At 62.6% G+C, this 20,573-nt stretch carries 20 protein-coding genes and 1 tRNA gene; 6 read left to right on the plus strand and 15 right to left on the minus strand.

Features of this window, described 5'->3' with window-relative positions; genetic code table 11:
- Positions 1-19 precede the first annotated feature (19 nt).
- From B059_RS0102930 to B059_RS0102960, 7 genes are all read right to left on the minus strand, one after another.
- A complete protein-coding gene (locus B059_RS0102930) occupies positions 20-328 on the minus strand; it encodes a hypothetical protein (RefSeq protein ID WP_018076748.1) in 309 nt (102 codons plus the stop codon).
- Entirely contained in the window at positions 329-580 is a 252-nt protein-coding gene (locus B059_RS18535; protein ID WP_018076749.1) for a major capsid protein, read from the minus strand.
- Between the two features lie 25 nt (positions 581-605).
- Positions 606-815 carry a hypothetical protein gene (locus B059_RS0102940; RefSeq protein ID WP_018076750.1) on the minus strand — a complete coding sequence of 70 codons (210 nt, stop codon included), beginning with the start codon at positions 813-815 and terminating at the stop codon, positions 606-608.
- The gene (locus B059_RS21730) at positions 815-1,828 is read right to left on the minus strand and encodes a phage/plasmid replication domain-containing protein (protein ID WP_336433335.1); all 1,014 of its coding nucleotides are present in this window, start codon (positions 1,826-1,828) and stop codon (positions 815-817) included. The genes B059_RS0102940 and B059_RS21730 overlap by 1 nt, the downstream gene beginning before the upstream one ends.
- An 84-nt stretch (positions 1,829-1,912) precedes the next feature.
- A complete protein-coding gene (locus B059_RS0102950) occupies positions 1,913-2,215 on the minus strand; it encodes a hypothetical protein (RefSeq protein ID WP_018076752.1) in 303 nt (100 codons plus the stop codon).
- 416 nt (positions 2,216-2,631) lie between these two features.
- A tRNA-Phe gene (locus B059_RS0102955) sits at positions 2,632-2,707 on the minus strand.
- A 68-nt stretch (positions 2,708-2,775) separates the two neighbouring features.
- Positions 2,776-3,075, minus strand: a complete 300-nt coding sequence (locus tag B059_RS0102960; RefSeq protein WP_018076753.1) for a hypothetical protein — start codon at positions 3,073-3,075, stop codon at positions 2,776-2,778.
- A gap of 99 nt (positions 3,076-3,174) precedes the next feature.
- Here B059_RS0102960 and B059_RS18540 point away from each other — a divergent pair, with 99 nt between their 5' ends.
- Positions 3,175-3,756: a tetratricopeptide repeat protein gene (locus B059_RS18540; RefSeq protein ID WP_018076754.1), complete on the plus strand. Its 582-nt coding sequence runs from the start codon at positions 3,175-3,177 to the stop codon at positions 3,754-3,756.
- Positions 3,757-3,829: 73 nt separating this feature from the next.
- Here the strand turns inward: B059_RS18540 and B059_RS0102970 are convergent, their stop codons facing one another.
- From B059_RS0102970 to B059_RS0102985, 4 genes are all read right to left on the minus strand, one after another.
- On the minus strand, positions 3,830-5,998 hold the full coding sequence (locus B059_RS0102970) for a VC_2705 family sodium/solute symporter (RefSeq protein ID WP_018076755.1): 2,169 nt from the start codon (positions 5,996-5,998) through the stop codon (positions 3,830-3,832).
- Positions 5,995-6,261 carry a DUF4212 domain-containing protein gene (locus tag B059_RS0102975; RefSeq protein WP_018076756.1) on the minus strand — a complete coding sequence of 89 codons (267 nt, stop codon included), beginning with the start codon at positions 6,259-6,261 and terminating at the stop codon, positions 5,995-5,997. Before B059_RS0102975 ends, B059_RS0102970 begins: the two co-directional genes overlap by 4 nt.
- Before the next feature lie 100 nt (positions 6,262-6,361).
- Positions 6,362-7,063: a 3'-5' exonuclease gene (locus B059_RS0102980; RefSeq protein ID WP_018076757.1), complete on the minus strand. Its 702-nt coding sequence runs from the start codon at positions 7,061-7,063 to the stop codon at positions 6,362-6,364.
- Positions 7,060-8,949: a DUF294 nucleotidyltransferase-like domain-containing protein gene (locus B059_RS0102985; RefSeq protein ID WP_018076758.1), complete on the minus strand. Its 1,890-nt coding sequence runs from the start codon at positions 8,947-8,949 to the stop codon at positions 7,060-7,062. Before B059_RS0102985 ends, B059_RS0102980 begins: the two co-directional genes overlap by 4 nt.
- 231 nt (positions 8,950-9,180) lie before the next feature.
- On the opposite strand from B059_RS0102985, the gene B059_RS0102990 reads away from it, so the two are divergent.
- Entirely contained in the window at positions 9,181-9,681 is a 501-nt protein-coding gene (locus tag B059_RS0102990) for a Spy/CpxP family protein refolding chaperone (protein ID WP_018076759.1), read from the plus strand.
- Between the two features lie 60 nt (positions 9,682-9,741).
- Here the strand turns inward: B059_RS0102990 and groL are convergent, their stop codons facing one another.
- The 4 genes from groL to B059_RS0103010 all read right to left on the minus strand — a co-directional run bounded on the left by groL (position 9,742) and on the right by B059_RS0103010 (position 15,241).
- Positions 9,742-11,403: a chaperonin GroEL gene (gene groL, locus B059_RS0102995; protein ID WP_018076760.1), complete on the minus strand. Its 1,662-nt coding sequence runs from the start codon at positions 11,401-11,403 to the stop codon at positions 9,742-9,744.
- 48 nt (positions 11,404-11,451) lie between these two features.
- Positions 11,452-11,742: a co-chaperone GroES gene (gene groES / locus B059_RS0103000; protein WP_018076761.1), complete on the minus strand. Its 291-nt coding sequence runs from the start codon at positions 11,740-11,742 to the stop codon at positions 11,452-11,454.
- A gap of 569 nt (positions 11,743-12,311) precedes the next feature.
- Positions 12,312-13,763 (minus strand): GTPase domain-containing protein, encoded by a 1,452-nt coding sequence (locus B059_RS0103005; RefSeq protein ID WP_018076762.1) that lies wholly within the window; start codon positions 13,761-13,763, stop codon positions 12,312-12,314.
- Entirely contained in the window at positions 13,760-15,241 is a 1,482-nt protein-coding gene (locus B059_RS0103010) for a DUF2868 domain-containing protein (RefSeq protein ID WP_018076763.1), read from the minus strand. Before B059_RS0103010 ends, B059_RS0103005 begins: the two co-directional genes overlap by 4 nt.
- Before the next feature lie 480 nt (positions 15,242-15,721).
- On the opposite strand from B059_RS0103010, the gene bioA reads away from it, so the two are divergent.
- The 4 genes from bioA (at position 15,722) to B059_RS0103030 (ending at position 20,548) form a co-directional block, all read left to right on the plus strand.
- Positions 15,722-17,035, plus strand: coding sequence for an adenosylmethionine--8-amino-7-oxononanoate transaminase (bioA, locus tag B059_RS0103015; protein ID WP_018076764.1), 1,314 nt, complete (start codon positions 15,722-15,724; stop codon positions 17,033-17,035).
- A gap of 77 nt (positions 17,036-17,112) precedes the next feature.
- On the plus strand, positions 17,113-17,766 hold the full coding sequence (locus B059_RS0103020; protein ID WP_038058123.1) for a TetR/AcrR family transcriptional regulator: 654 nt from the start codon (positions 17,113-17,115) through the stop codon (positions 17,764-17,766).
- Positions 17,767-18,032: 266 nt separating this feature from the next.
- Positions 18,033-19,547, plus strand: coding sequence for a TolC family protein (locus tag B059_RS0103025; RefSeq protein ID WP_018076766.1), 1,515 nt, complete (start codon positions 18,033-18,035; stop codon positions 19,545-19,547).
- Positions 19,544-20,548 carry an HlyD family secretion protein gene (locus tag B059_RS0103030; protein WP_018076767.1) on the plus strand — a complete coding sequence of 335 codons (1,005 nt, stop codon included), beginning with the start codon at positions 19,544-19,546 and terminating at the stop codon, positions 20,546-20,548. The genes B059_RS0103025 and B059_RS0103030 overlap by 4 nt, the downstream gene beginning before the upstream one ends.
- The last annotated feature ends 25 nt before the right edge of the window (positions 20,549-20,573 follow it).

Genomic DNA, 20,573 nt, shown 5'->3' on the forward strand with positions numbered 1-20,573 from the left:
GTAAGGAAATCGAGCGGCATCATCGGTAGGGCCTCCGGATAACGTAGACAACCACCATTGCAGCGGCAACGGCCCAGCCTAGCTGCATGCCGTCAAAAAAACCTTCGGTGGTGTCGCAGGTTGAAAATGTGGGGACAGGAGCGGCAACGCTGGAAACCAGAACGCCGCCCTGATAGGTTTCATGCGTCCAGCCCGATGCCGATTTGGTGAACGTGCTGATAAATGCGGGATTGCCCGCTGAGTGAGTTGGAAGCGCGTTTCCGTAATAGGCATCGGTGGACGCGGCCACATCGACGCACTGGCCCGCGACAATGTGACCGGCAGACATTTAGCCCGCCTTGCGCTTGATGTACAGGACGATGCCGACGGCGACAGCGAAAACCAGCAGGCCGCCTGCGATTTCCTTGCCGTCAGCAGTGCCATCGGTGATGGCGGTAGTAATCAAGGGATCGACAGCAGCCATTGCATTGCCTGCCATCACCGACAGGCCGGTACCGACGGCAACGACTTTGCCGGTAACACTGTCGATGACGACGGATGCGCGGCGCTTGGTGGCTTGGTAGAGGTCTTGAAACTTCATGGTATTGCTCCTAAAAAAGTGCTGGCTAGGCGAAGGTTGAGACCTTCCGGGAGCCATCCGGGAGGTTTTTTTCCGCAGGAGCGGAAGGCGAAAAGAGGTCATTCTGGCGCTGCATGAAGATACGTTTGGCGATCTTGGCGGCACGCATGATGCGGGCCTGTTCGATTTGAGCAGGGGTAGCGTCAGGCTTCATGATCTTGGCCCATTGCTTTACAAGGAGAGGATGGCCGTACATCAGGCAGCCTTTGCATCAAGGCTGTACCAGTCAGGCACAGAAAGCGGTTCAAGTTCGATGAAGCGAACCTTGACAGGGAAGCGCTCGATGTTGCGAGGTGCGAGGATATCGATGCCGCATTCGCGCAGTACCTTGGCATGGCGAAAGAGAGTGGCGCGCGAAGCCATTTCTCGCATGTCTTGGCCAGCGAGCCAGGCAGCAGCATAGACACGGCTTTTCTGTGGGATCGCATCGAGGATGTCGTCATCGCCAGAACAGTCAGCACGCTTGAAAGGCTCGATCTGCGCTTCGTACAGCTCTTCAAGTTTTGCATCGGTGATGTTGGCCAAATCGTTCAGGCCCAGCTCAGAAAGCAGCCGTTTTTTGAGTTCGATTTCCACGCGCACAACTCCTTGGTTCTTGAGCCACGACACCAGTTCGTCATCCGAACCACCCCCGTGCTTAATCATTTCCAGATGCTTGATGTAAGCTTTCAGCATGTGCCGTGTATTGGCCCACCAGACCGATTCATCACCGCACTGACCACGTTTCATGCGGGCGATGCTTCGAGCACCAAGCCAGCGGATGAAAGCGCGGGCTGAACTTTCCGAGCCTGTTTTGTAATTCCGGGTAATGTCCAAACGCGATATGACGCAACCCCGCCGGGATTGTGGAAGCGCGAAGGGGCCAGGCGTTGACCTGTCAGAAGTTGCAGCTGTGAATGGTGGGAGGCCAAGCTCCACCAGTATTCGGTTACAAGCTGCGATCGTCCCTTGTAATCCGTGGTTAAAAACGTTGTCTTCGCGAGAAAACCGCCCCGCGTTGCCACTGAGGGATACACGGAAACCATCACATCCAACACGAACGCTCGTGTCATGGCTTCCGTTAAAGCGTGTGGACTGGTTGCGTTCAAAAACTGGCGCACCATCGGCGGAATAATGGACGGTGATACCCCCTGTGAGGATCGGTAAGCCCCCGTCCGGATGATGTTGAGAAGCGGTGATCCAATCAATGAAGAGCGAGCCATTCGACACCCCTGTTTCCCCTGTCTCGAGTCTCAAAAAGTCTCAAAATGAGACTGAACGGACTAGTGTTACTAGCCGTTCGACCAAAAACCATTACGCCGACTTGGCTACTTGAAGGCCCGGAACTACGCCGACAACGTAGGACTCAAATTTGCCCATCCGGGCACGCTGGCCGATTTCAAGGTCGACGACGGCGGGAAACTGGATCTTGCTGAACTGCTCGATGCAGGCAGAGTCGAGCGGCATTTCGGTGACCTCGTAGCCATAACCGGCTGCAGTCACTTTTTCGTTTTGGAAGGATTCGATCTTGGTCTGGATGAGAGCTGCAGACATATCCCAGGGGTTGCCGTCCTTGATGCCTTTGAGAACCTTTACGCCGAGAACTTGCATTTTCATGGTGGGTTTCCTTGTCGGTTGGGTTATAGCTATCAGTAGATAGCTGTGCCGTTGTAAAGCTATCAGCCGATAGTTGTCAAGTGTTAGCGAACAGCCGATCATGGGCTGATCGAAACAGGAGCTAGATATGAAAACCCTCGAATACCTCGATGCAGTAAAGAAAAAGCAGGGACTAACGTCGGATTACCAGCTGGCAAAGTTGCTCGGGCTGGAAACATCCAACATGACGATGTACAGAAAGCAGCGACGCGTCATGGACGATTACATTGCGGCGCTTGTAGCCGAATTGCTGGAAATCGATCAGATGGAGTTAATCGCTCAAGCGAACGCCGAAAGGGAAAAAGACCCGAACAAGCGAGCATTTTGGGAAAGGAAAGCGAAAACGGCCCGCGAGAATCGCGAGCCGTTGGATGTATTGGTGGCCAGGGGCGGAATCGAACCGTCGACACGCGGATTTTCAATCCGCTGCTCTACCAACTGAGCTACCTGGCCAAAAGAGGCCGCAATTTAACCGGTTTGCCCCCTTCTCGTCAAGGAAAAGCCGTGCCGATCCAGGCTTTTCAGCAGGCCACCCCATGCAGGCTGCACAGGTGGCGTTTGACGACGGCCAGCACGATCCACAGCCAGAACAGCAGGAAGAAAGCGAGCATGGGAATGTGGGCGTCGAGAACGAAGCGCGGGGTGATGAAGCGTACGCTGCGCACCACTGGCGCTGTAACGATGCGCAACACGCGATAGAAGGCGTTCTGTTCGCGATATTTGCCGGCCAGAACGGCCAGCGCACCTTGTCCGAGCAGGGCGAAGCCGGCGACTTCGACGAGGGTGCGCAGAATTGAAACCAGCAGAATGTCGAATGGCATGGCGAGTATTTCCGAGGCGAAGCGGCGATTTTAACGCAGCTTGTCAGGTCGCCGCCTGGCCGTGACAATGCGTGCTGACTTTACTTTGCATTCGCACCCATGATGAATTTCGACCGTATGCGGCACGGACTGCGGGGCATGTTCTTCAACGCGCTGGGGCAGCGTGAGCGCGCCATCGCTGCGTATCTTGAGGGCCATCGCGCCGATCCGGCGCACGCCGGCACGCTGCGTACGCTGGGCTGGCTGGAGGCCCAGCAGGAACGCTGGACTGCGGCGGAAGCCTGGTTCGTGCGCGCGATCGAGATCGAGCCGCACGATGCCCATGCCTGGTTCAACCTCGGTTACGTGCGCGACAAGGGCGGCATGGACGATGCGGCCATCGCCGCTTTTCAGCAGGCGACCGGATTGAACCCGGACAATGATCGCGCCTGGTACGGATTGGGCATGCTGCACGCGCGGCACGGCCGTCATGCCGACGCCGCCGCGGCGCTGACCGAAGCCGGGCGGCTGCAGCCGATGAACGGACTCGCCTGGTACGCGCTGGGCATGGCGTGGCAGCACTGCAACCAGCCGGACAAGGTGGCGGCGGTGATCGAGCACACGCTGGTGCACGATCCGCAGACTGCGCAGCGGCTGATCCGTGATACCGGCCGTAGCGACTGCGCACAGCCAGCGGATTGAAAACAGGGACGAAAAAAAGCCGGCCACGAGGCCGGCTTTTTGGTTGCGCGCCGGGGCGCGCAACAGAGGGTGATCAGGTCGTCTGGGCCTTGATGTCGCTTTCCAGGTTCGGATAGCGCACATGGTCGACCAGCTGCTGGATTTCGGTGCTGGGCGCACGCGAGATCAGCGAACCGATGATGACACCGAGGAAGCCGGCCGGCATGCCGAACACACCGGCGGCGATGGGCTTGATGGCGAACCATTCGTTGGCTGCGACGCCGCCGAAGAAGTCGTAGGTCGTGTACATGTAGTACATGCACACGGCCAATCCGGCCAGCATGCCGACCACCGCCCCCAGGTAATTGGCGCGCTTCCAGAACACGCCGAGCACCAGCGCCGGGAAGAACGCCGAGGCGGCCAGCGAGAATGCGGCACCGACCAGGAACAGGATGTCGCCCGGCTTCAGCGAGGCGGTGTAGGCAGCCAGCAGGGCGACCACCAGCAGCAGGCCTTTGGAGATGGCCAGGCGGCGGACGGTGGAAGCCTTGGGGTCGATCATCTTGTAGTAGACGTCGTGCGACAGCGCGTTGGCGATGGTCAGCAACAAACCGTCGGCGGTGGAGAGCGCCGCTGCCAGACCGCCCGCTGCCACCATGCCCGAGATGACATAGGGCAGGCCGGCGATTTCCGGCGTCGCCAGCACGATGAGGTCGCCGCCGATGGTGATCTCGGCGAGCTGCACCAGGCCGTCCTTGTTGAGGTCGGCGATCTTCATCAGCGTTGGGTCCACCGCCGCCCAGTTGGCGACCCACGCCGGCAGTGCCGCAAACGACGAGCCGACCAGATCGGCGTACACGACGTTCTTGACCAGCACCGCCAGCGCCGGCGCGGTGAAGTACAGCAGGAAGATGAAGAACAGCGACCAGAATACCGACTTGCGCGCTTCACGCACCGAGGGGGTGGTGTAGTAGCGCATCAGGATGTGCGGCAGCGAAGCGGTGCCGACCATCAGGCACAGCACCAGTGCGATGAAGTTGCGGCGCTTCACGTTGGAAGCTTCCTCGTCCTCGGCCTTCGCGGCGGCGATCTCGGCTGCGGTCGCGTTGGGGTTGGTCGTCAGGAGCTTCTTCTCGGCGCCCTTGCCGGAGAACGGCGTGGCGTGAGCCGCCACCGGGCCGGCCGATTTCTTGGCGCCGTCAGCGGCTTTTTTCAGCTTGGCCATCAGGACGTCGGGACCGGTCAACTCGGCGATTTCCTTTTCCTTCGCCTCGATCTTCTGGGTGTCGGGTTCGGCCGCGGCTTTCAGGGTAACCAGTTCGGCATCCAATGCGGCGCGCGCCTCGCCGACGATGGTGTCGGCGGAGCCGGCGGCGATCGCGGCTTCCAGCGCCTTGATCTTGTCTTCGGCGGCGAGCTGCCTTTCCTTGAAGATCGCGCGCACCGAAGCTTCGGCTGCGCCGCGCGTGGTGGTCGGATCGTTCATCTCCTTTTCCTGGGCGGTGACTTCTTTCAGCACCTGGCCGTAGGCGATCTGCGGGATCGGGTTGCCGGTATGGCTCACCGACAGCCACACCACCGGGATCATGTAGGCGATGATGAGGATGATGTATTGCGCTACCTGGGTCCAGGTCACCGCACGCATGCCGCCGAGGAAGGAACACACCAGAATGCCGGCGAGACCGACGAACACGCCGATCTGGAATTCCAGACCGGTGAGACGCGCGGTGATGATGCCGACGCCGTAGATCTGCGCGACCACATAGGTGAAGGAGCAGATGATGGCAGCGACGACGCCGATGGTGCGCGGCAGGTTGCCGCCGTAGCGCGAGCCGAGAAAGTCAGGGATGGTGAACTGGCCGAACTTCCTGAGGTAGGGCGCGAGGAACAGTGCCACCAGCACATAGCCGCCGGTCCAGCCCATGATGAAGGCGAGGCCGTCAAAGCCGCTCAGATACAGGGTGCCGGCCATACCGATGAAGGACGCCGCCGACATCCAGTCGGCGCCGGTAGCCATGCCGTTGAACAGCGCCGGGACGCGCCGTCCGGCGACATAGTATTCCGACACGTCGGCGGTCTTCGACATGATGCCGATGCCGGCGTACAGCATGATCGTGGCGGCAAGGAAGACGTAGCCGATCCAATTGGGGGGCAGGCCCATCTGCTCCAGGATCGCAAGCACGATGACGAAGGCGATGAAACCACCGGTGTAGAAGGTGTAATACTTTTTAAGCTGCGAGAAAAACTGGCTCTGGGTGCTCATTCTTCATCCCCCTCGTGTACGCCGAATTCCTTGTCCAGCTGGTTCATGCGGTGGGCATAAAACCAGATGATGAGGACATAGATGATGAGTGAGCCCTGTGCGCCCATATAAAAGGCGAAGGGAAACCCAAAAATAACGATTTCATTGAGTTCGCGGGCGAAGTAAATGACGATGAACGTCACCACGAACCAGATGGCGAGCAAAACCGCGGTGAGCCGCAGATTTTTGCGCCAGTACTCCTGATGTCTCTCCGACAATTGCATGGCAATTCCTCCGTGAAGGGGTTGGGGGACGCGCTTTATGTGTTGTGTTTGCGCGTGCGCGGAGTTTAAGGAGTCGAGGCCCGGCCGACAAACAGATTAGTTAATTCAGATTAACTGATAGCCAGCGCCGGGCCTGCGTGAGCCGCTGCAGCTGATGGGCGGTGATGATGTTTTCCCGCTGGGCTGCGGCAATCAGCACCAGCCACAGCTCGGCGGTGGCGTAGGCATCGGCCAGCGCGCCGTGACGCGCGTACGCGGCGATGCCGAAGTGCGCCAGCCAGTCGTCGAGTTGACGGCAATGCGGCGCGGCGGCGGGGAACAGCAGCGGCGCAATCACGGCCGCGTCGAACCATGGCAGGCGGGGAGACAGGCCGAGTTGCGCGTGTGCCTCGCGCTGCAATACGGCCTGGTCGAATCCCGCATGAAATGCCACGCGGGGCGAGTCCCGCGCGAACTCCAGCCAGGCGAGCAGTGCCTCGTGCGGTGCCTGTCCTGCGCGTTGCTCGCTGTCGGTGATGCCGTGGATGAGAATGTTGGCGGCACCGGTGGCCTGCGTCTGCGTCAGGCCGGCTTCGAAACTTTGATGGAGCGCGATGCGGCCCTGCTCGACGGCCACTGCGCCGATCGAGAGCAGCGGATCGCGCACCGTATCCAGCCCGCCGGTCTCGACGTCCACTACACACCAGCGCAGGCCGGCAAGCGGCATCCTGAGGTCGATTTTCTGCCGCGCCAGCGCCGCGCGCCGCGCACAGCTGGAGGCGTCCAGCGCTGGCAGCCGGCGTTTGCCGAACGGCCAGATCACAGGCCGTAATCCATCGCCAGCCGCGCCTGCACCTTGCGCGCCTGGCGCAGCGCTTCCTTCAGGATGCGGCGGTCGAGCGGGTTCAGTGTGTCGGGGTCGAGATGGTTGTCGGGCGGCAGGCCCGTTCGCTGCTGCCCATGCTGGTGGCGCAGCCGCAAGAGCTGCAGGAAGTGGAACGCGCGGTTCCAGTCGGCCAGTTCGGCGTCGGGAATCTTCAGCGCGTGCGCCGCTTCGCGCAGGCGCTTGGCGGTATTGGTCTGCGGGCTGCCGGCGGCGAGCGCGAAAATGCGCGCCGCGTCGACGAAGGGCGTGGCGCCGTTGAGTTTGAGGTCGATCGTGTTTGGATGCGCGTCATCCTCCGACAGTACGAAGTCGCGCACCACCCCCAGCGGCGGCCGGTTGCGCAGCGCGTTGCCGGCCATCTGGTGGAGGAAGCGCGGGTTGTTGCGGGCGGTGCGGTTGAGCCAGGCGCGCAGGGCGAGCGCCAGCGCAGCGTCGCCGGCAAGCGGACGGAAGTCGAAGAAGATGCTGGCGTGCAGCAGGGCTTCCGGGCTGCCGTGGTCGATCCATTGCGCGAACTGGCGCTGCCAGTCTTCCGCCGACAGGCACCACGGCGGATTGCCCGCCATGATGCCGCCCTTGCAGAGCGGAAACCCGCAGGCGTCCAGCCGTGCGTTGACGCGCTGGGCGAACGCGAGCAGCGCCGCGTGCTGGGCGTCATCGGCGGCGTCGAAGATCAACGCGTTGTCCTGGTCGGTGGCGAGCGTCTGTTCCATGCGCCCTTCCGAGCCGAGGGCCAGCCAGCACCAGCGCAGCCCGGCGAGCTTGCGGTCGGGCTCGCTTTCCAGCGCGATGATGCGCTCGGTGACGCGGTCGTTGAGGCTGGAAATGATCGCGGTGAGGTTTTCTGCATCCATCCCCTGCGCCAGCAGGCTGTGCGCCAGGTCGCCGATGTCCTGTGCCAGCGCGGGCAGGCGGGCGGGATCGTCGGCGCGCGACAGTGCCGAAGTGATGCCTTCCACCGACAGCCGGCGCAAGGCGAAGATGTCTTTCTCCGAGATGACGCCGGCAAGCGCACCGCCCTTCACCAGCGGCAGGTGGTGGATGCCCTGCCGCGCCATCAGCACCAGGGCGTCGGCCACCGGCGCGTCGTCGGGCAGCGTCGCCGGGGCCGGCGTCATCACCGCCGAAATCGGCGTGGCGAGCGGCACCCCGGCCAGCGTTACCCGCGCCAGCACGTCCTTCAGGGTGAGGATGCCAACCGGCGCGCCGGCGGCGTCGGCGACCACCACCGAGCCGATGCGCGCCTGCTCCATGCCGGCGAGCGCATCGGCGAGCGGGGTGTCGGGTGCGACGCTGAAAGGTGCGCGCCGGATCAGGCTGGCGAGCGGGCGCGCAAAACGCGGCTCGCCGTCGAGCGCCAGCGCGTATTCCGATTGCACCGCGCGCTGCGATTCCTCCAGCAGGCTGGCGATGCGGCGGGTGCAGAAATCGTGGAAGGCCGGGCTCATCGCCAGCAGCGCGTGAAAGTCTGCGGCCGGCAGCAGGTAGCAGAAGGTATCGGTCTCCGCCACGTAGCGGTTGGCGGCGCCGCGTCCGGCAAGCAGCGCGCCGAGCGGAAACATTTCGCCGACGGTGAGCTGGAACACCGAATGGCCGTCCGCGGTGACGCCGTCGACCGTGCCCTGCTTGACGATGCGGAGTGCGTCGGGCGGCTGCTCGGCCGGCTCCAGCAGCACCTCGCCCTGCGCGTAGTACGCCACCGACAGCCGCTGCACCAGCCACAGCACGGCGTCCTCGCCCATCGCGGCGAACGGGGCCTGTCGCCGGATGGCGTCGAGCGTGGCGCGGTGCAGGCTGTTGGCGAGCGGGATGGCGAGGTTCATGCGGCAACGTTAGTGGCTGGCGCGGGGTTTGGCAACCGGAGGCCGCGTGGTGCCTGGCTTTGCAGTTGCAGGGCAGTGTCTATACTGAATCGGTGCGCTCGCTGGGGGCCGGCTTTCAGGGCGGCGGCGCAGGCACCGGCCTCCCCTCGGTCGTTTCAGCAGCGATTCTTCGCATCCATCATTCTTTTTCTCCGGCCTGCGCTTTCAACACCTTCCGAAAGGAGGCAGGACATGCACACCAGGACGATTTTCCCCCTCTTGCTGGGGGCGCTCGCTTTCACCACATGGGCGACCCCCGTGCAGGCGGAAGACAAGGCTGCCGCGGGCAGCGAAGCGGCGGCCACGCTGCCAGGCGGCGGGCCAGAATATGGCATGGGCCCGGGCATCACGTGCAGCGGGCCGGGCATGATGGGGGGCGGCTGGGGTATGGGCCCGTGGAGCCGGGCCGATCTGACCGCGGACCAGCGGACCGAGATCAACAAGATCCGGGACGAGACGCGCAGGAAGAACTGGGAATTGATGGGCCGGATGATGGACGAGCAGGCTAGGCTCAGGGATCTGTATGACGTACCCAAGCGGGATGGCGATGCATTGAGCGAGGCGTACAGGAAGGTCCGCGGGCTGAAGCAGCAGATATACGAAGTGTCGGAAGACGCGTATGACCGCATCGACGCCATCCTGACCCCGAAACAGAAGGAAAAATCATCGTGGCGCTTCTGGCGCCACTGGTGAGACGGCCATGAAAAAGGCCCCGCCGAAGCGGGGCCTTGATCAGCCTGAATGACCGGCGTCTTACATCATGCCGCCCATGCCACCCATGCCGCCCATGCCGCCGCCCAGGCTGCCCATGTCGGCGCCGCCGATCTGGGACTTGTCGTCCGGCAGATCGGACACCATGCAGTCGGTGGTCAGCATCAGGCCGGCGATCGACGCGGCGTTCTGCAGCGCGGTGCGGGTGACCTTGGTCGGGTCCAGCACGCCCATCGCTACCAGGTCGCCGTATTCACCGTTGCCGGCGTTGTAGCCGAAGTTGCCCTTGCCTTCCAGCACCTTGTTGACGACGACCGAGGACTCCTCGCCGCAGTTCTTGACGATCTGGCGCAGCGGCTCTTCGATGGCGCGCAGCACGATCTTCACGCCGGCGTCCTGGTCGTGGTTGTCGCCCTTCACCGCGGCAGCCGCGGCCTTGGCGCGCAGCAGCGCAACGCCGCCGCCGGGGACGATGCCTTCTTCAACGGCGGCACGGGTGGCGTGCAGCGCGTCTTCGACGCGGGCCTTCTTCTCTTTCATCTCGACTTCGGTCGCAGCACCGACCTTGATCACTGCCACGCCGCCGGCCAGTTTGGCCTTGCGCTCCTGCAGCTTCTCCTTGTCGTAATCGCTGCTGACTTCATCGATCTGCTTGTTGATCTGGGTGATGCGGTTCTTGATCGCGTCGGCATTGCCGGCACCGTCGATGAGGGTGGTGTTTTCCTTGCCGATCTCGATGCGCTTGGCGCGGCCCAGATCCTCCAGCGCGGCTTTTTCCAGCGACAGGCCGACTTCTTCGGCGATCACGGTGCCGCCGGTGAGGATGGCCAGGTCTTCCAGCATCGCCTTGCGGCGGTCGCCGAAGCCCGGAGCCTTGACGGCGCAGGTCTTGAGGATGCCGCGGATGTTGTTCACCACCAGGGTGGCGAGCGCTTCGCCGTCGACGTCTTCGGCGACGATCATCAGCTGCTTGCCGGCCTTGGCAACCTGTTCCAGGATCGGCAGCAGGTCGCGGATGTTGGAGATCTTCTTGTCGTACAGCAGGATGAACGGATCTTCCATGATCGCCATCTGCTTGTCGGGATTGTTGATGAAGTAGGGCGACAGGTAGCCGCGGTCGAACTGCATGCCCTCGACCACTTCGAGTTCATTCTCCAGGCCCGAGCTGTCTTCGACCGTGATCACGCCTTCCTTGCCGACCTTGTCCATCGCGGCGGCGATGATGTCGCCGATGGAGGAATCCGAGTTGGCGGAAATGGAGCCGACCTGGGCAATTTCCTTGCTGCTGGTGCAGGGCACGGAAATCTTCTTCAGTTCGGCGGTGATGGCGGTTACGGCCTTGTCGATGCCGCGCTTCAGATCCATCGGGTTCATCCCGGCGGCGACGAACTTCATGCCTTCGTTGACGATGGATTGCGCCAGCACGGTAGCGGTGGTGGTGCCGTCACCGGCGATGTCGGAGGTCTTGGAAGCGACTTCCTTGACCATCTGCGCGCCCATGTTCTCCAGCTTGTCCTTCAGTTCGATTTCCTTGGCGACCGACACGCCGTCCTTGGTCACGGTGGGCGCGCCGTAGGAACGGTCGAGCACCACGTTGCGGCCTTTCGGGCCGAGGGTCACCTTGACGGCGTCAGCCAGGATGTTGACGCCTGCCACCATGCGGTGACGCGCGGAATCGCCAAAACGTACGTCTTTTGCTGCCATGTCTTACTCCTGAATAGTTGAATTCGGTTGGGTTGCGTGCGGGGAGGCTTATTGCTCGACCACGCCCATGATGTCTTCTTCGCGCATCACCAGCAGCTCGTCGCCTTCGACCTTGACGGTCTGGCCGGCGTACTTGCCGAACAGCACGCGGTCGCCGACTTTCACGTCCAGCGGAATCAGTTTGCCCTGGTCGTCTTTCTTGCCGGCGCCGACGGCGACCACTTCACCCTGATCGGGCTTTTCAGTGGCGGTGTCGGGGATGACGATCCCGGAAGCGGTCTTGCGCTCTTCTTCCATGCGCTTGACAATCACACGGTCGTGCAGAGGACGGATTTTCATTGCAAAGTCTCCATTGCGGTACGTTGATAATGGACAGCCCGGCTGCCCGAAAGAAATAAGCAGGCGGCGAAGCCGTTGTTAGCACTCGCCGCCGTTGAGTGCCAATAATAGGGGTGAAAGGTTTCAATTTCAAGTCCGTGAACGATTGTCGGTCGCCATTAGAGCTGATGGTTTTGTCACTAAAGCCGATAGTCCCACCACTGCAGCGAAGCAGCTTGGTGCGATAGCGATCACTAACGGCTATAAAAATCAATCAGATACGGCCCAGGTGGCTTTTGCGGTCACCTGACAAATTCCTCCCCTGCCTCAGACATACTTACGGATGCCCTGAATGCAGACCTGTACCCCGAGTGGTTCCAATACCTCGCCTTTGAGGAAGCGAGGGGTGTGTTTTGCTTGATTGTTGGGCTTGCAGCCTGCTTGCGCGACTACGGGTGCTTTGCCGTGGCGGGCTGCCGATTCCCCAGCTGGCGACTGCGACAAAAAGTAACAGCAGCCTGATGAACGCAGGCGCCATGTCGCCGAGTTTCCATTTCAGGTTGCACGTCGAAGGCTGAGACAGGGGCAACTCATGCGTCACGACTCCTCGGGTGAAGGCGCCTGAGCAGCACACGTGCGATGGCCTCCAGCACCGGCTTCAACTCTGCGCCGATTTCCTCGCTGGAGCAGGCTGCGTCACGATGCTTCCAGATTCTCGCCAGATGCATCTTTCTGTTGGACACGGATTGAGTCACGATCTCGAGCCAGAAGGCAGGATATTCCCCCTCGCGCCATTCCCCGCGCCCGCGACCAAAGTGGGCGACCGCGAGATAGCGCATCAGTGCGGAAATCACCAGGGCGTCCAGGAACGCCTCGTCCCATCTCAGGACGGGCGCCTTCGCGCCCCGTACCACATTGACGCCCTTCGCCACGCCGGCCCCGCCCAACGCACCCAGGACCGCGCCAACCAGCATGCCTCCGCCCAGGGACAGGCCACCAGACATGAGGTCGGCGCCAAGGCCACTGAGGGCTCCCGACACGAGGCCGAATATGCCGGCAGCCTTGTGCTCGTCGATGGGGGCCTGCGTCGCAGAGACATCCTCGAGCCTCGAACGTAGCTCCTGAGCTGCATGCCCTTTCAAGTCATGGATGGCAATCAGGCGCTCCGCGCTTTCAAGAAGATCCTTCTTGAGCCGTTCCCCCATGTCGCGCACAGCCGCCGCCGCTGCTTTCTTGTCCTCCTTTTGAGGGACTCCGACGAACTTGCCCAGGTGGCTGAGCATGGACGTTTCGGGCATCGGAGCGTTGTCGCACGCTGCCCGGGCGATAGGCTGCGCGAGCGCCTCCATGGCCTCGCTGAATTGCCGCTCGCGGCGGGCCTCCCAACGCCTTGTCAGACGTTCAAAGGATGGAACCGTTTCCGCCGGGAGCACCTTCGCAATCGCTGAAAAAAGCGACAGCTCCTGTACCCAGCAACGCGCAAAGGCGTCCAGCGGCAATACGTCCCGTATGACGGTCCATTGCTTCACCGCATTGCGCCATCGGGTCTCGTCCTCCAGTTCCTCCTCCGACGGACGAGGTTTTCCTGTCTGGTTCAGCAGAACGATCACCGGCTTGCCAATCCATTCCAGGACGGCGAGCTCGGGCGCCAGATATCCCGCATCCTCCGGCAGCTCCGATGCATTGACGAGATAAAGGATCACGTCCGCTTCGTCACGGACATTGCGCACCGCCACCTGCGTGAGCCAGAACGCGCGGTCGGTGTATCGATCCCAAACCGCGGACAGGAACCACCCGATCGGATTTCCGTGCTGCTTCAGCCGGTTCAGGAGACGGGCGCTGTTTCCGAATCCCGGCGTATCCCAAAGCAGCAGCGAATCACCTTCATCCGTCTCGACAAGGCGGTAGGACGTTGCTTCATAAGTCGTGTGCGCTTCGTCCCGGACCTCGCCCACGTCGCTGCCCAGCAGCGTTCGCGCGAGTGTGGTCTTGCCGACGTTTGTGTGGGCAATCAGGGAGAGATTGATGGCTGGCGCGGTCATGATGTGTGGCCCTGCGCTTCGGTCGAGGCGAGCGCGCGATCGATGGCCGATTCCGTTGCTTGCAGGTCGGGGGCGGCGAGATTCACGTAGACCATCGGTACCCGGTGCGACGCGAACACATCGCTCCAAATCCTGCAACGTTTTTCCAGGCGGGCGTCTTCACCGGGCCAGCGTGCCAGGTATTCCGAACCGTCAACCATGCCGATCAGGTTGTGCCCTGTTCCGTAGTGTTTCCTCAGCGCGTCCAGAAAAGCGCCATGCACATCCTCCTCGGGCGTTGCCGCAAGGTTGAACAAGGCCACGACCGGCTCACTGCCCTGCCTCGCCATGTGAATCACGACGCTTTCGTCGTGTTCCCAGCGTACCGGCGGTTCGAACACCACCGACACGCTCCCCCCGAACGAGCGCGTCAGCACGGACTCCAGTCCGGTCCGTGCCACCTCGGAAAGCGTGTAGCTGAATGGAACCACGCGCACGCGCTCCGCCACCGTGTGGAATCCTCGCAGCAGAACCTGAAAATACCGGTCGTCGAGGGGCATCTGGAGATTTTCTGAGAGTTTCCTTTCCTTGCCCCATGCGAGCAATGCCAGACCGATTCGAGGCACCAGCACGATCAGGAAAATGCTGGCGGCGTAAAGATGCAGCCAGTTTGCGGCGTTCTCGCTCGAAGGCGCGCGTATTGACTGGATATGTGCCAGATCGGGGACTGCAATTCCGGTCAGCCATGCCCCCGGTGCCAATATGGCGGCCAGCACTCCATGAACGACGGTGGCGTCCAGGAAGGTGCTCTCCCAGGTGGCCTGGTATTCGGAAACGAACCCACGGAAGTAAAAACCCAGAATCACCCCAAGCGCCAGCGCAATCGCTGCGGAGTGAAGGATGCGTCTAACCCTGGCCACATAGAGGGGGTGGGCCAGAACAAACCACGCGCTCGTAAGGTTTGCGAGGCCGGGGATGGCGGCACCATCACGGGTCGAGAACGCCGCCCTGGATCTCAGGAACCCGGAGGCTGAGCTGAAGTGAACAATGCGCATCGTCAGCCTCTGCAACGGGCCGAGGACACGGTGAGCGCCGGGGCGCCACATCCGGCTCCCCAAAAAAATGAAATACGCGAGCACATTCCAGCCAATCAGGGCGAGTATCGGAGGGGCCAGCAGATCGATGCGATGATTGGCTCCGATCCGGTCGACCACAATACCCATGATGCCGGCCGCGAAGACGGCGGTCCAGCCGTACCATGGTTGCCAATGCATGCCGCGTATCGACGCCGGCAACACGCGGTTGCGGTCAGCGAGGCGCTCCAGGAGCAACGTCGCACGCTTGGCCACGAAGTTTTCCGCCTCGCCCTTTTCCCCGACGATTTCCGCTGCGGTGCGGCTTGCCCAGGCCCGGTCGGCATCAGTCCAGATGGCGCCTTCGCGGTCCTGGATTTCTATCTCCCGAACGGCAAGCACCTCCAGGGCGGAGTGTTCACGCATCACGAACCGACCTTGCGCGCGTCGCCACGCCTCCGGGCAAACGGAGCGGCAAGCGGATTGATCTCATTTTTTCTTTTCCCATCCTGCTTCTTTTATTTCTTTCGCGCTCGATTTCCTCTAGCGGATTTTGAATTGCCCCGGCTTTCCCAGGCACTTTCGAGCCGGTTGAAATACGGCTTCTCGGAGTCTACCGGAGGCAGCCGGCGGAGGCAGCGGTTTGAATAGCGCGTCAGGAACACAGGATGTGTTGCGCACACCCGGTGCGCATAACAACAGCGGCCACGAGGCAATCGCGGGCGACAGGATGATTCTTGCCAGCTGGTAAGCCAGCTAGAATCAGCGACTCAATCCCAAGCGACTATCGTTCTTATCGTCGACAGCCATGACAGCTATTCGAATTAACGTCAATTCCGGGGGGATTCGCATTGGCGATAGTCCTCAAAGCCCCGCGCAGAATCGACACCTGGACTATCGAACCTAATGGCGACCGACAACGATTTATTAAGCCGCAGCCGTGCCGCCGTGTGGCACCCCTGTACCCAGATGAAACAGCTGGAGGCCGCCCCGCCGCTGGCGATTGCGCGCGGCGAAGGGGCGTGGCTGGTCGACGTCGACGGGCGCCGTTACCTCGACGCGATTTCCAGCTGGTGGGTCAATCTGTTCGGCCATTGCAATCCGCGCATCAACGCCGCCATTGTCGATCAGCTGGGGAAGATCGAGCACGTGATGCTGGCCGGCGCTACCCACGAACCCGTAGTGGAATTGTCAGAACGGCTGGCCAAGCTGACCGGGCTGGGCCATGCCTTCTATGGTTCGGACGGCGCCTCGGCCACCGAGATCGCGCTGAAAATGAGCGCCCACTTCTGGCGCAACGCAGGCCAGCCCGAGAAAAACGGTTTTATCAGCCTGCAAAACGGCTACCACGGCGAAACCGTCGGCGCGCTGTCGGTGACCGATATTCCGCTGTTCAAGTCCACCTACGCTCCCTTGCTGCGCCACAGCGTGCAGGTACCCACGCCCGATGCACGGCTGGCCGAAGCGGGCGAAACGGCCGAGGCCTGGGCGCTGCGCTGCGCGTCCGTGCTGGAAGCGCATCTTGCCGAACACGCCGACGAAACCGCGGCCTTCATCGTCGAGCCGCTGGTGCAGGGCGCGGCGGGGATGGCGATGTACCACCCGGTTTATCTGACGCGGGCGCGTGAGTTGTGCGACCAATATGGGGTGCACTTGATTGCCGACGAAATCGCCGTCGGTTTCGGCCGCACCGGGACGATGTTCGCCTGCGAACAGGCGGCCGTCCGGCCTGACTTCATCTGCCTCTCGAAGGGCATCACCGGCGGCTATCTGCCGCTGTCGGCGGTGCTGACGACCGACGCCGTCTATGCCGCCTTCTACGGCGACGCCACCGCGCGCGGCTTCCTGCATTCGCATTCCTACACCGGCAATCCGCTCGCCTGCCGCGCCGCGCTAGCGACGCTGGATATTTTCGAGGCGGATCAGGTCATCGCCGCCAATCGCAGCAAGTCGCAGGAATTCACGGGCTTATTGGCAGAAGTGTCCGCTCACTCACGAGTGCGCCACTTTCGCCAGCGCGGCATGATCTGGGCGTTTGATGTGGCGGACGCCGGCCCCGGCTTCGCCACGCGCTTCCACCGGATGGCGCTGACGCACGGCGTGTTCATCCGCCCGATCGGCAACACGGTTTACGTGATGCCGCCCTACGTCACCAGCGCCGGCGAAATGCGCGGGCTGGCGGATGCGATGCTGGGCTGTCTCGATCATCCCGAAGTCTGAGTCGGCCTGAAGGGGTGCTTGACGCCCTGGGATCGCCTTAATAAGATAGTTTTCGATCACTATCTAAAGGGCTAATGATGTCTGAAGAACTTGCGCGCAAACGGCAGGGTGCCGACGAACGGCGCGAGGAAATCATCCACGTGACGCTCGATCTGGCCGCCAGTCAGGGGGTCGATAAAGTGACCGCGCAGGGCATCGCACGTGCGATGGGCGTAACGCAGGGTGCGGTGTTCCGCCATTTCCTCAGCAAGGATGCAATCTGGCTGGCGGTGATGCAGTGGGTGCGCGAGCGCCTGGTGAGCGGGTTGGGACGCGCCGCCGAACAGGGGCGTGATCCGCTGGATGCGCTGCAGCGCATATTCTTTGCCCATATCGCGTTCATCACGGCCCATCCGGCCATTCCGCGCATTCTGACCTCGGAGCATCTGCATGGCCGCAGTACCGTACTGCGGCGGCTGGTAACCGAGACCATGCTGGATTACGAGGCGAAAATCGCGGCGCTGCTGACTGACGCCCGGGCGCAGGGGCAGGCGCGCGCCGACCTCGACGTTCATGCTGCCGCCACGCTGTATCTGGGCATGATCCAGGGGCTGGTGTTGCAAACCTCCATCCTGCGCGGCCAGCGCACCCTGGTGGCGCGCACGCTGGCGACGGAGGCGGCACGCACCTTCCCGGTTTTTCTCGAAGCGCTTCGTCCCCCGGCAATCCCGGCCCGGGGAACAATCGCGTGAAATATTTCCATGCTTCATTTGCGCCCGCTGTGCCTAATCGGCTGTAGTCCGTGCGCAGCGTGGCCAACGGCCGGCGCCGTGCGGCTCCGGCGAGCACCCGTCTATGGCTTGCCGTAAGTTTTCAATCGCCTTGACTGCATGGTCTTTAATCAATGGACAAGAGAAGGCGGCCATCAATGGTTGACAAACGCAATTTGAGTCTAATAATAAGTATTCAGTCACTTACTTAATGCGGATTTCATGCAAAACTCAGAATGGATGCGCTTATGAAACCCCTGTCACGGTTGCCGCTGTTCATCTTTCTTCTTGCAGTCTCGAAAGCAGCGTTTGCCAGCGATCCGCTCCCTCTGTGGGAGGCAATGGAGCGAGCCGCGCAATTCAATCCGGCCATTAAAAGCCAGCAAGCCGAAGTCAGCCGGCAGACGCTGGAGCAGGACATTGCCCGTGGCCAGCGCATGCCCAGGGTCGACCTGAACGCGGCGTACACGCGCCATGCCTACCCGAGCCTGATCACGCCGATCCGCGAGGCCGGCGTTTTCCCGCCGATGGACAGGGATATTGCCAATATCGGCTTGGCGCTGACGCTGCCGCTTTACCGCGGCGGCAGGCTGGTCGCGGGCGAAGCGCTGGCCGCGCACAGCCGCGAGGCGTCGGTCCAGGGGGTGCGTGCCAGCGGGCAGGACCTGCTGTTCAATGTTGTCGCCACCTACACCAAGGCGCTGCATTTCAGCCAGCTCGGACAGGTTATCGACTCCCGCATCAAGGTGCTGCAGCGGGAGGAAAAGGACATCGGCCTGCGCATTCGGGAAGGGCGCGCCGCGCGGCTCGACCTGATCCGGCTGCAGACGCAGCTGTCGCAGGCACGCTACGACAAGGTGTCGGTCTCGCAGGGCGAGAAAGATGCGCTTTCGCTGCTGGTCGCCCTGTTGGGCGAGCGCGGACCGGCCCCTGTCCTGTCCGCGCCGGGGCTAACCGCCCCGGTTCTGCCGGCTTCGTTCGAAGTCGCGCTGAGCCGCGCCTTGCAGCAGCGTCCGGATATCCTCAGGCTCGACGCCATGGGCAAGGTGGCACGGCAGAAAACCGCCATCGCCCGTGGCGACCGGCTGCCGCAAGTCGATCTGGTGGCGAGGGCGCAGGAGAGCACCGGCAGCGACTGGACCGGTTACGACGACTCGCAGATAGGCGTGCAATTGTCCCTGCCGCTGTTCGACGGCAACATCCGCAAGCGCCGGGTGGAACAGGCAGGGATCGAGCAGCAGCAAAACGCCCTGCTGCAGGAAGACGCGCACAACCGCATCGCCAGCGAGGTCGAGCAGGCGTTTGGCGCGCTGGCCGAATCGCGAGCCAGGCTGGATGCGGCCGCCCAGGGAGAAACCGAGGCCAGCGAAGCGCTGCGCATCGAGACCCTGCGCTATCACAGTGGCGAAAACACCATCACCGACCTGCTCGGTGCCGAATCCGCCCTGTGGTCGGCCACGGCGAATCGTCTGCAGGCGGGATACGACATCACCGTGAGCCAGGCGCAGCTGCTGCGCGCCACCGGCGAGCTCGCGCCGGACAGCTTCCGGCCCGCGGAGGCCGGCAGGAAAACAGGCATGGAACCGTCCTCATCCGGCATCGCTCCCCGCATATTTGCGCACTACCTCGCCTGGCACGACGGCATAACGGCTTGCGAGGCCGACATCGCTGCCGGCAACGCGCATGCCGCTGCTTTTCCCGATCCAAGCCTCACCGCAAAAAACCTTGCGGGGCACGCCATCCAGCAAGGAGCAAGACTATGAACAGGAAGATCGTCATCGGCGGGGTCGTCGCCGCCGGTATCGTCGCCGCCGTGCTGTGGAAGCTCGCACCCTGGACGGAGCGGCCGGACGAAAGCACGGTATTCGCCTCGGGCACCGTGGATGCGACCGAAGTCGCCGCCGCCTTCCGGGTGCCGGGCATCCTGAACAAGCGGCCGGTGGATGAAGGCAGCCTCGTCAAGGCGGGCGACCTGTTGGCGGCGCTCGACGATCGCGAGGCCGTCGCCCGGCTGCGCCAGGCGGAAGCCGCGCAGCAGGCTGCCGCGGCCCGCCTGAAGGACCTGCAACAGGGCTACCGCGCGCCAGAAATCGCCGAGGCGCGTGCGCAGGTCGAACAGGCACGTGCCAACCAGGCTAATCTTGGCGAAGAGGCGCGGCGCTCCGACGTGCTCTTCCAGGGCGGCGCCATCAGCCAGCAGCGGCGCGACAAGGATCACACCGCCGCCGTCGTCGCGGCCCAGCAGGCAAGTGCTGCGCAGGAACGGTTCAAATTGCTGCAAAGCGGCTATCGTCCTGAGACCATCAACGCGGCGCGCGCGCAAAGCGACGAAGCGCAGGCCGCGGCTACTGCCGCCCGCGTCGCGCTGGCGGACCTGCAGGTGACCAGTCCGATAGATGGCGTGGTTGCCCGCAAGCATGCCGAAGTGGGCGAAACCCTGGGTGCCGGACGCCCGGTGGTGACGGTCACCGATATTTCCCGGCCCTGGCTAAGGGTCTACATCCCCGAAAACCAGATCGGCAAGGTGCGCCTGGGCGCCGTTGCCAGGGTCAAGGTCGACACCTTTCCCGATCGCGAATTCGAGGGTCGGGTGAGCTATGTGTCGTCGCAGGCGGAGTTCACGCCCAAGAACGTACAGACCCAGGAAGAACGGGTGAAGCTGGTGTTTGCGGTGAATGTGACCGTCGACAACCGGGATGGCACGCTCAAGCCCGGCATGCCGGGCGATGTGTACATCTCGACTGCGGGCGGGATCGGGCAATGAAGCCGCTGGCGGCGCACGGAGACAT

Origin of the sequence: Thiobacillus denitrificans DSM 12475, assembly GCF_000376425.1 — a bacterium.
GTDB classification, from domain to species: Bacteria; Pseudomonadota; Gammaproteobacteria; order Burkholderiales; family Thiobacillaceae; genus Thiobacillus; species Thiobacillus denitrificans.

Coding starts and splice junctions, on each gene's coding strand:
- B059_RS0102990 (WP_018076759.1), top strand. CDS start 9,181: ATGCACACCAGGACGATTTTCCCCCTCTTGCTGGGGGCGCTCGCTTTC.
- groL (WP_018076760.1), bottom strand. CDS start 11,403: ATGGCAGCAAAAGACGTACGTTTTGGCGATTCCGCGCGTCACCGCATG.
- B059_RS18540 (WP_018076754.1), top strand. CDS start 3,175: ATGATGAATTTCGACCGTATGCGGCACGGACTGCGGGGCATGTTCTTC.
- B059_RS0103030 (WP_018076767.1), top strand. CDS start 19,544: ATGAACAGGAAGATCGTCATCGGCGGGGTCGTCGCCGCCGGTATCGTC.
- B059_RS0103010 (WP_018076763.1), bottom strand. CDS start 15,241: ATGCGTGAACACTCCGCCCTGGAGGTGCTTGCCGTTCGGGAGATAGAA.
- B059_RS0102970 (WP_018076755.1), bottom strand. CDS start 5,998: ATGAGCACCCAGAGCCAGTTTTTCTCGCAGCTTAAAAAGTATTACACC.
- B059_RS0102930 (WP_018076748.1), bottom strand. CDS start 328: ATGTCTGCCGGTCACATTGTCGCGGGCCAGTGCGTCGATGTGGCCGCG.
- B059_RS0103025 (WP_018076766.1), top strand. CDS start 18,033: ATGAAACCCCTGTCACGGTTGCCGCTGTTCATCTTTCTTCTTGCAGTC.
- B059_RS0102975 (WP_018076756.1), bottom strand. CDS start 6,261: ATGCAATTGTCGGAGAGACATCAGGAGTACTGGCGCAAAAATCTGCGG.
- bioA (WP_018076764.1), top strand. CDS start 15,722: ATGGCGACCGACAACGATTTATTAAGCCGCAGCCGTGCCGCCGTGTGG.
- groES (WP_018076761.1), bottom strand. CDS start 11,742: ATGAAAATCCGTCCTCTGCACGACCGTGTGATTGTCAAGCGCATGGAA.
- B059_RS18535 (WP_018076749.1), bottom strand. CDS start 580: ATGAAGTTTCAAGACCTCTACCAAGCCACCAAGCGCCGCGCATCCGTC.
- B059_RS0103020 (WP_038058123.1), top strand. CDS start 17,113: ATGTCTGAAGAACTTGCGCGCAAACGGCAGGGTGCCGACGAACGGCGC.
- B059_RS0103005 (WP_018076762.1), bottom strand. CDS start 13,763: ATGACCGCGCCAGCCATCAATCTCTCCCTGATTGCCCACACAAACGTC.
- B059_RS0102960 (WP_018076753.1), bottom strand. CDS start 3,075: ATGCCATTCGACATTCTGCTGGTTTCAATTCTGCGCACCCTCGTCGAA.
- B059_RS0102940 (WP_018076750.1), bottom strand. CDS start 815: ATGTACGGCCATCCTCTCCTTGTAAAGCAATGGGCCAAGATCATGAAG.
- B059_RS0102985 (WP_018076758.1), bottom strand. CDS start 8,949: ATGAACCTCGCCATCCCGCTCGCCAACAGCCTGCACCGCGCCACGCTC.
- B059_RS0102950 (WP_018076752.1), bottom strand. CDS start 2,215: ATGAAAATGCAAGTTCTCGGCGTAAAGGTTCTCAAAGGCATCAAGGAC.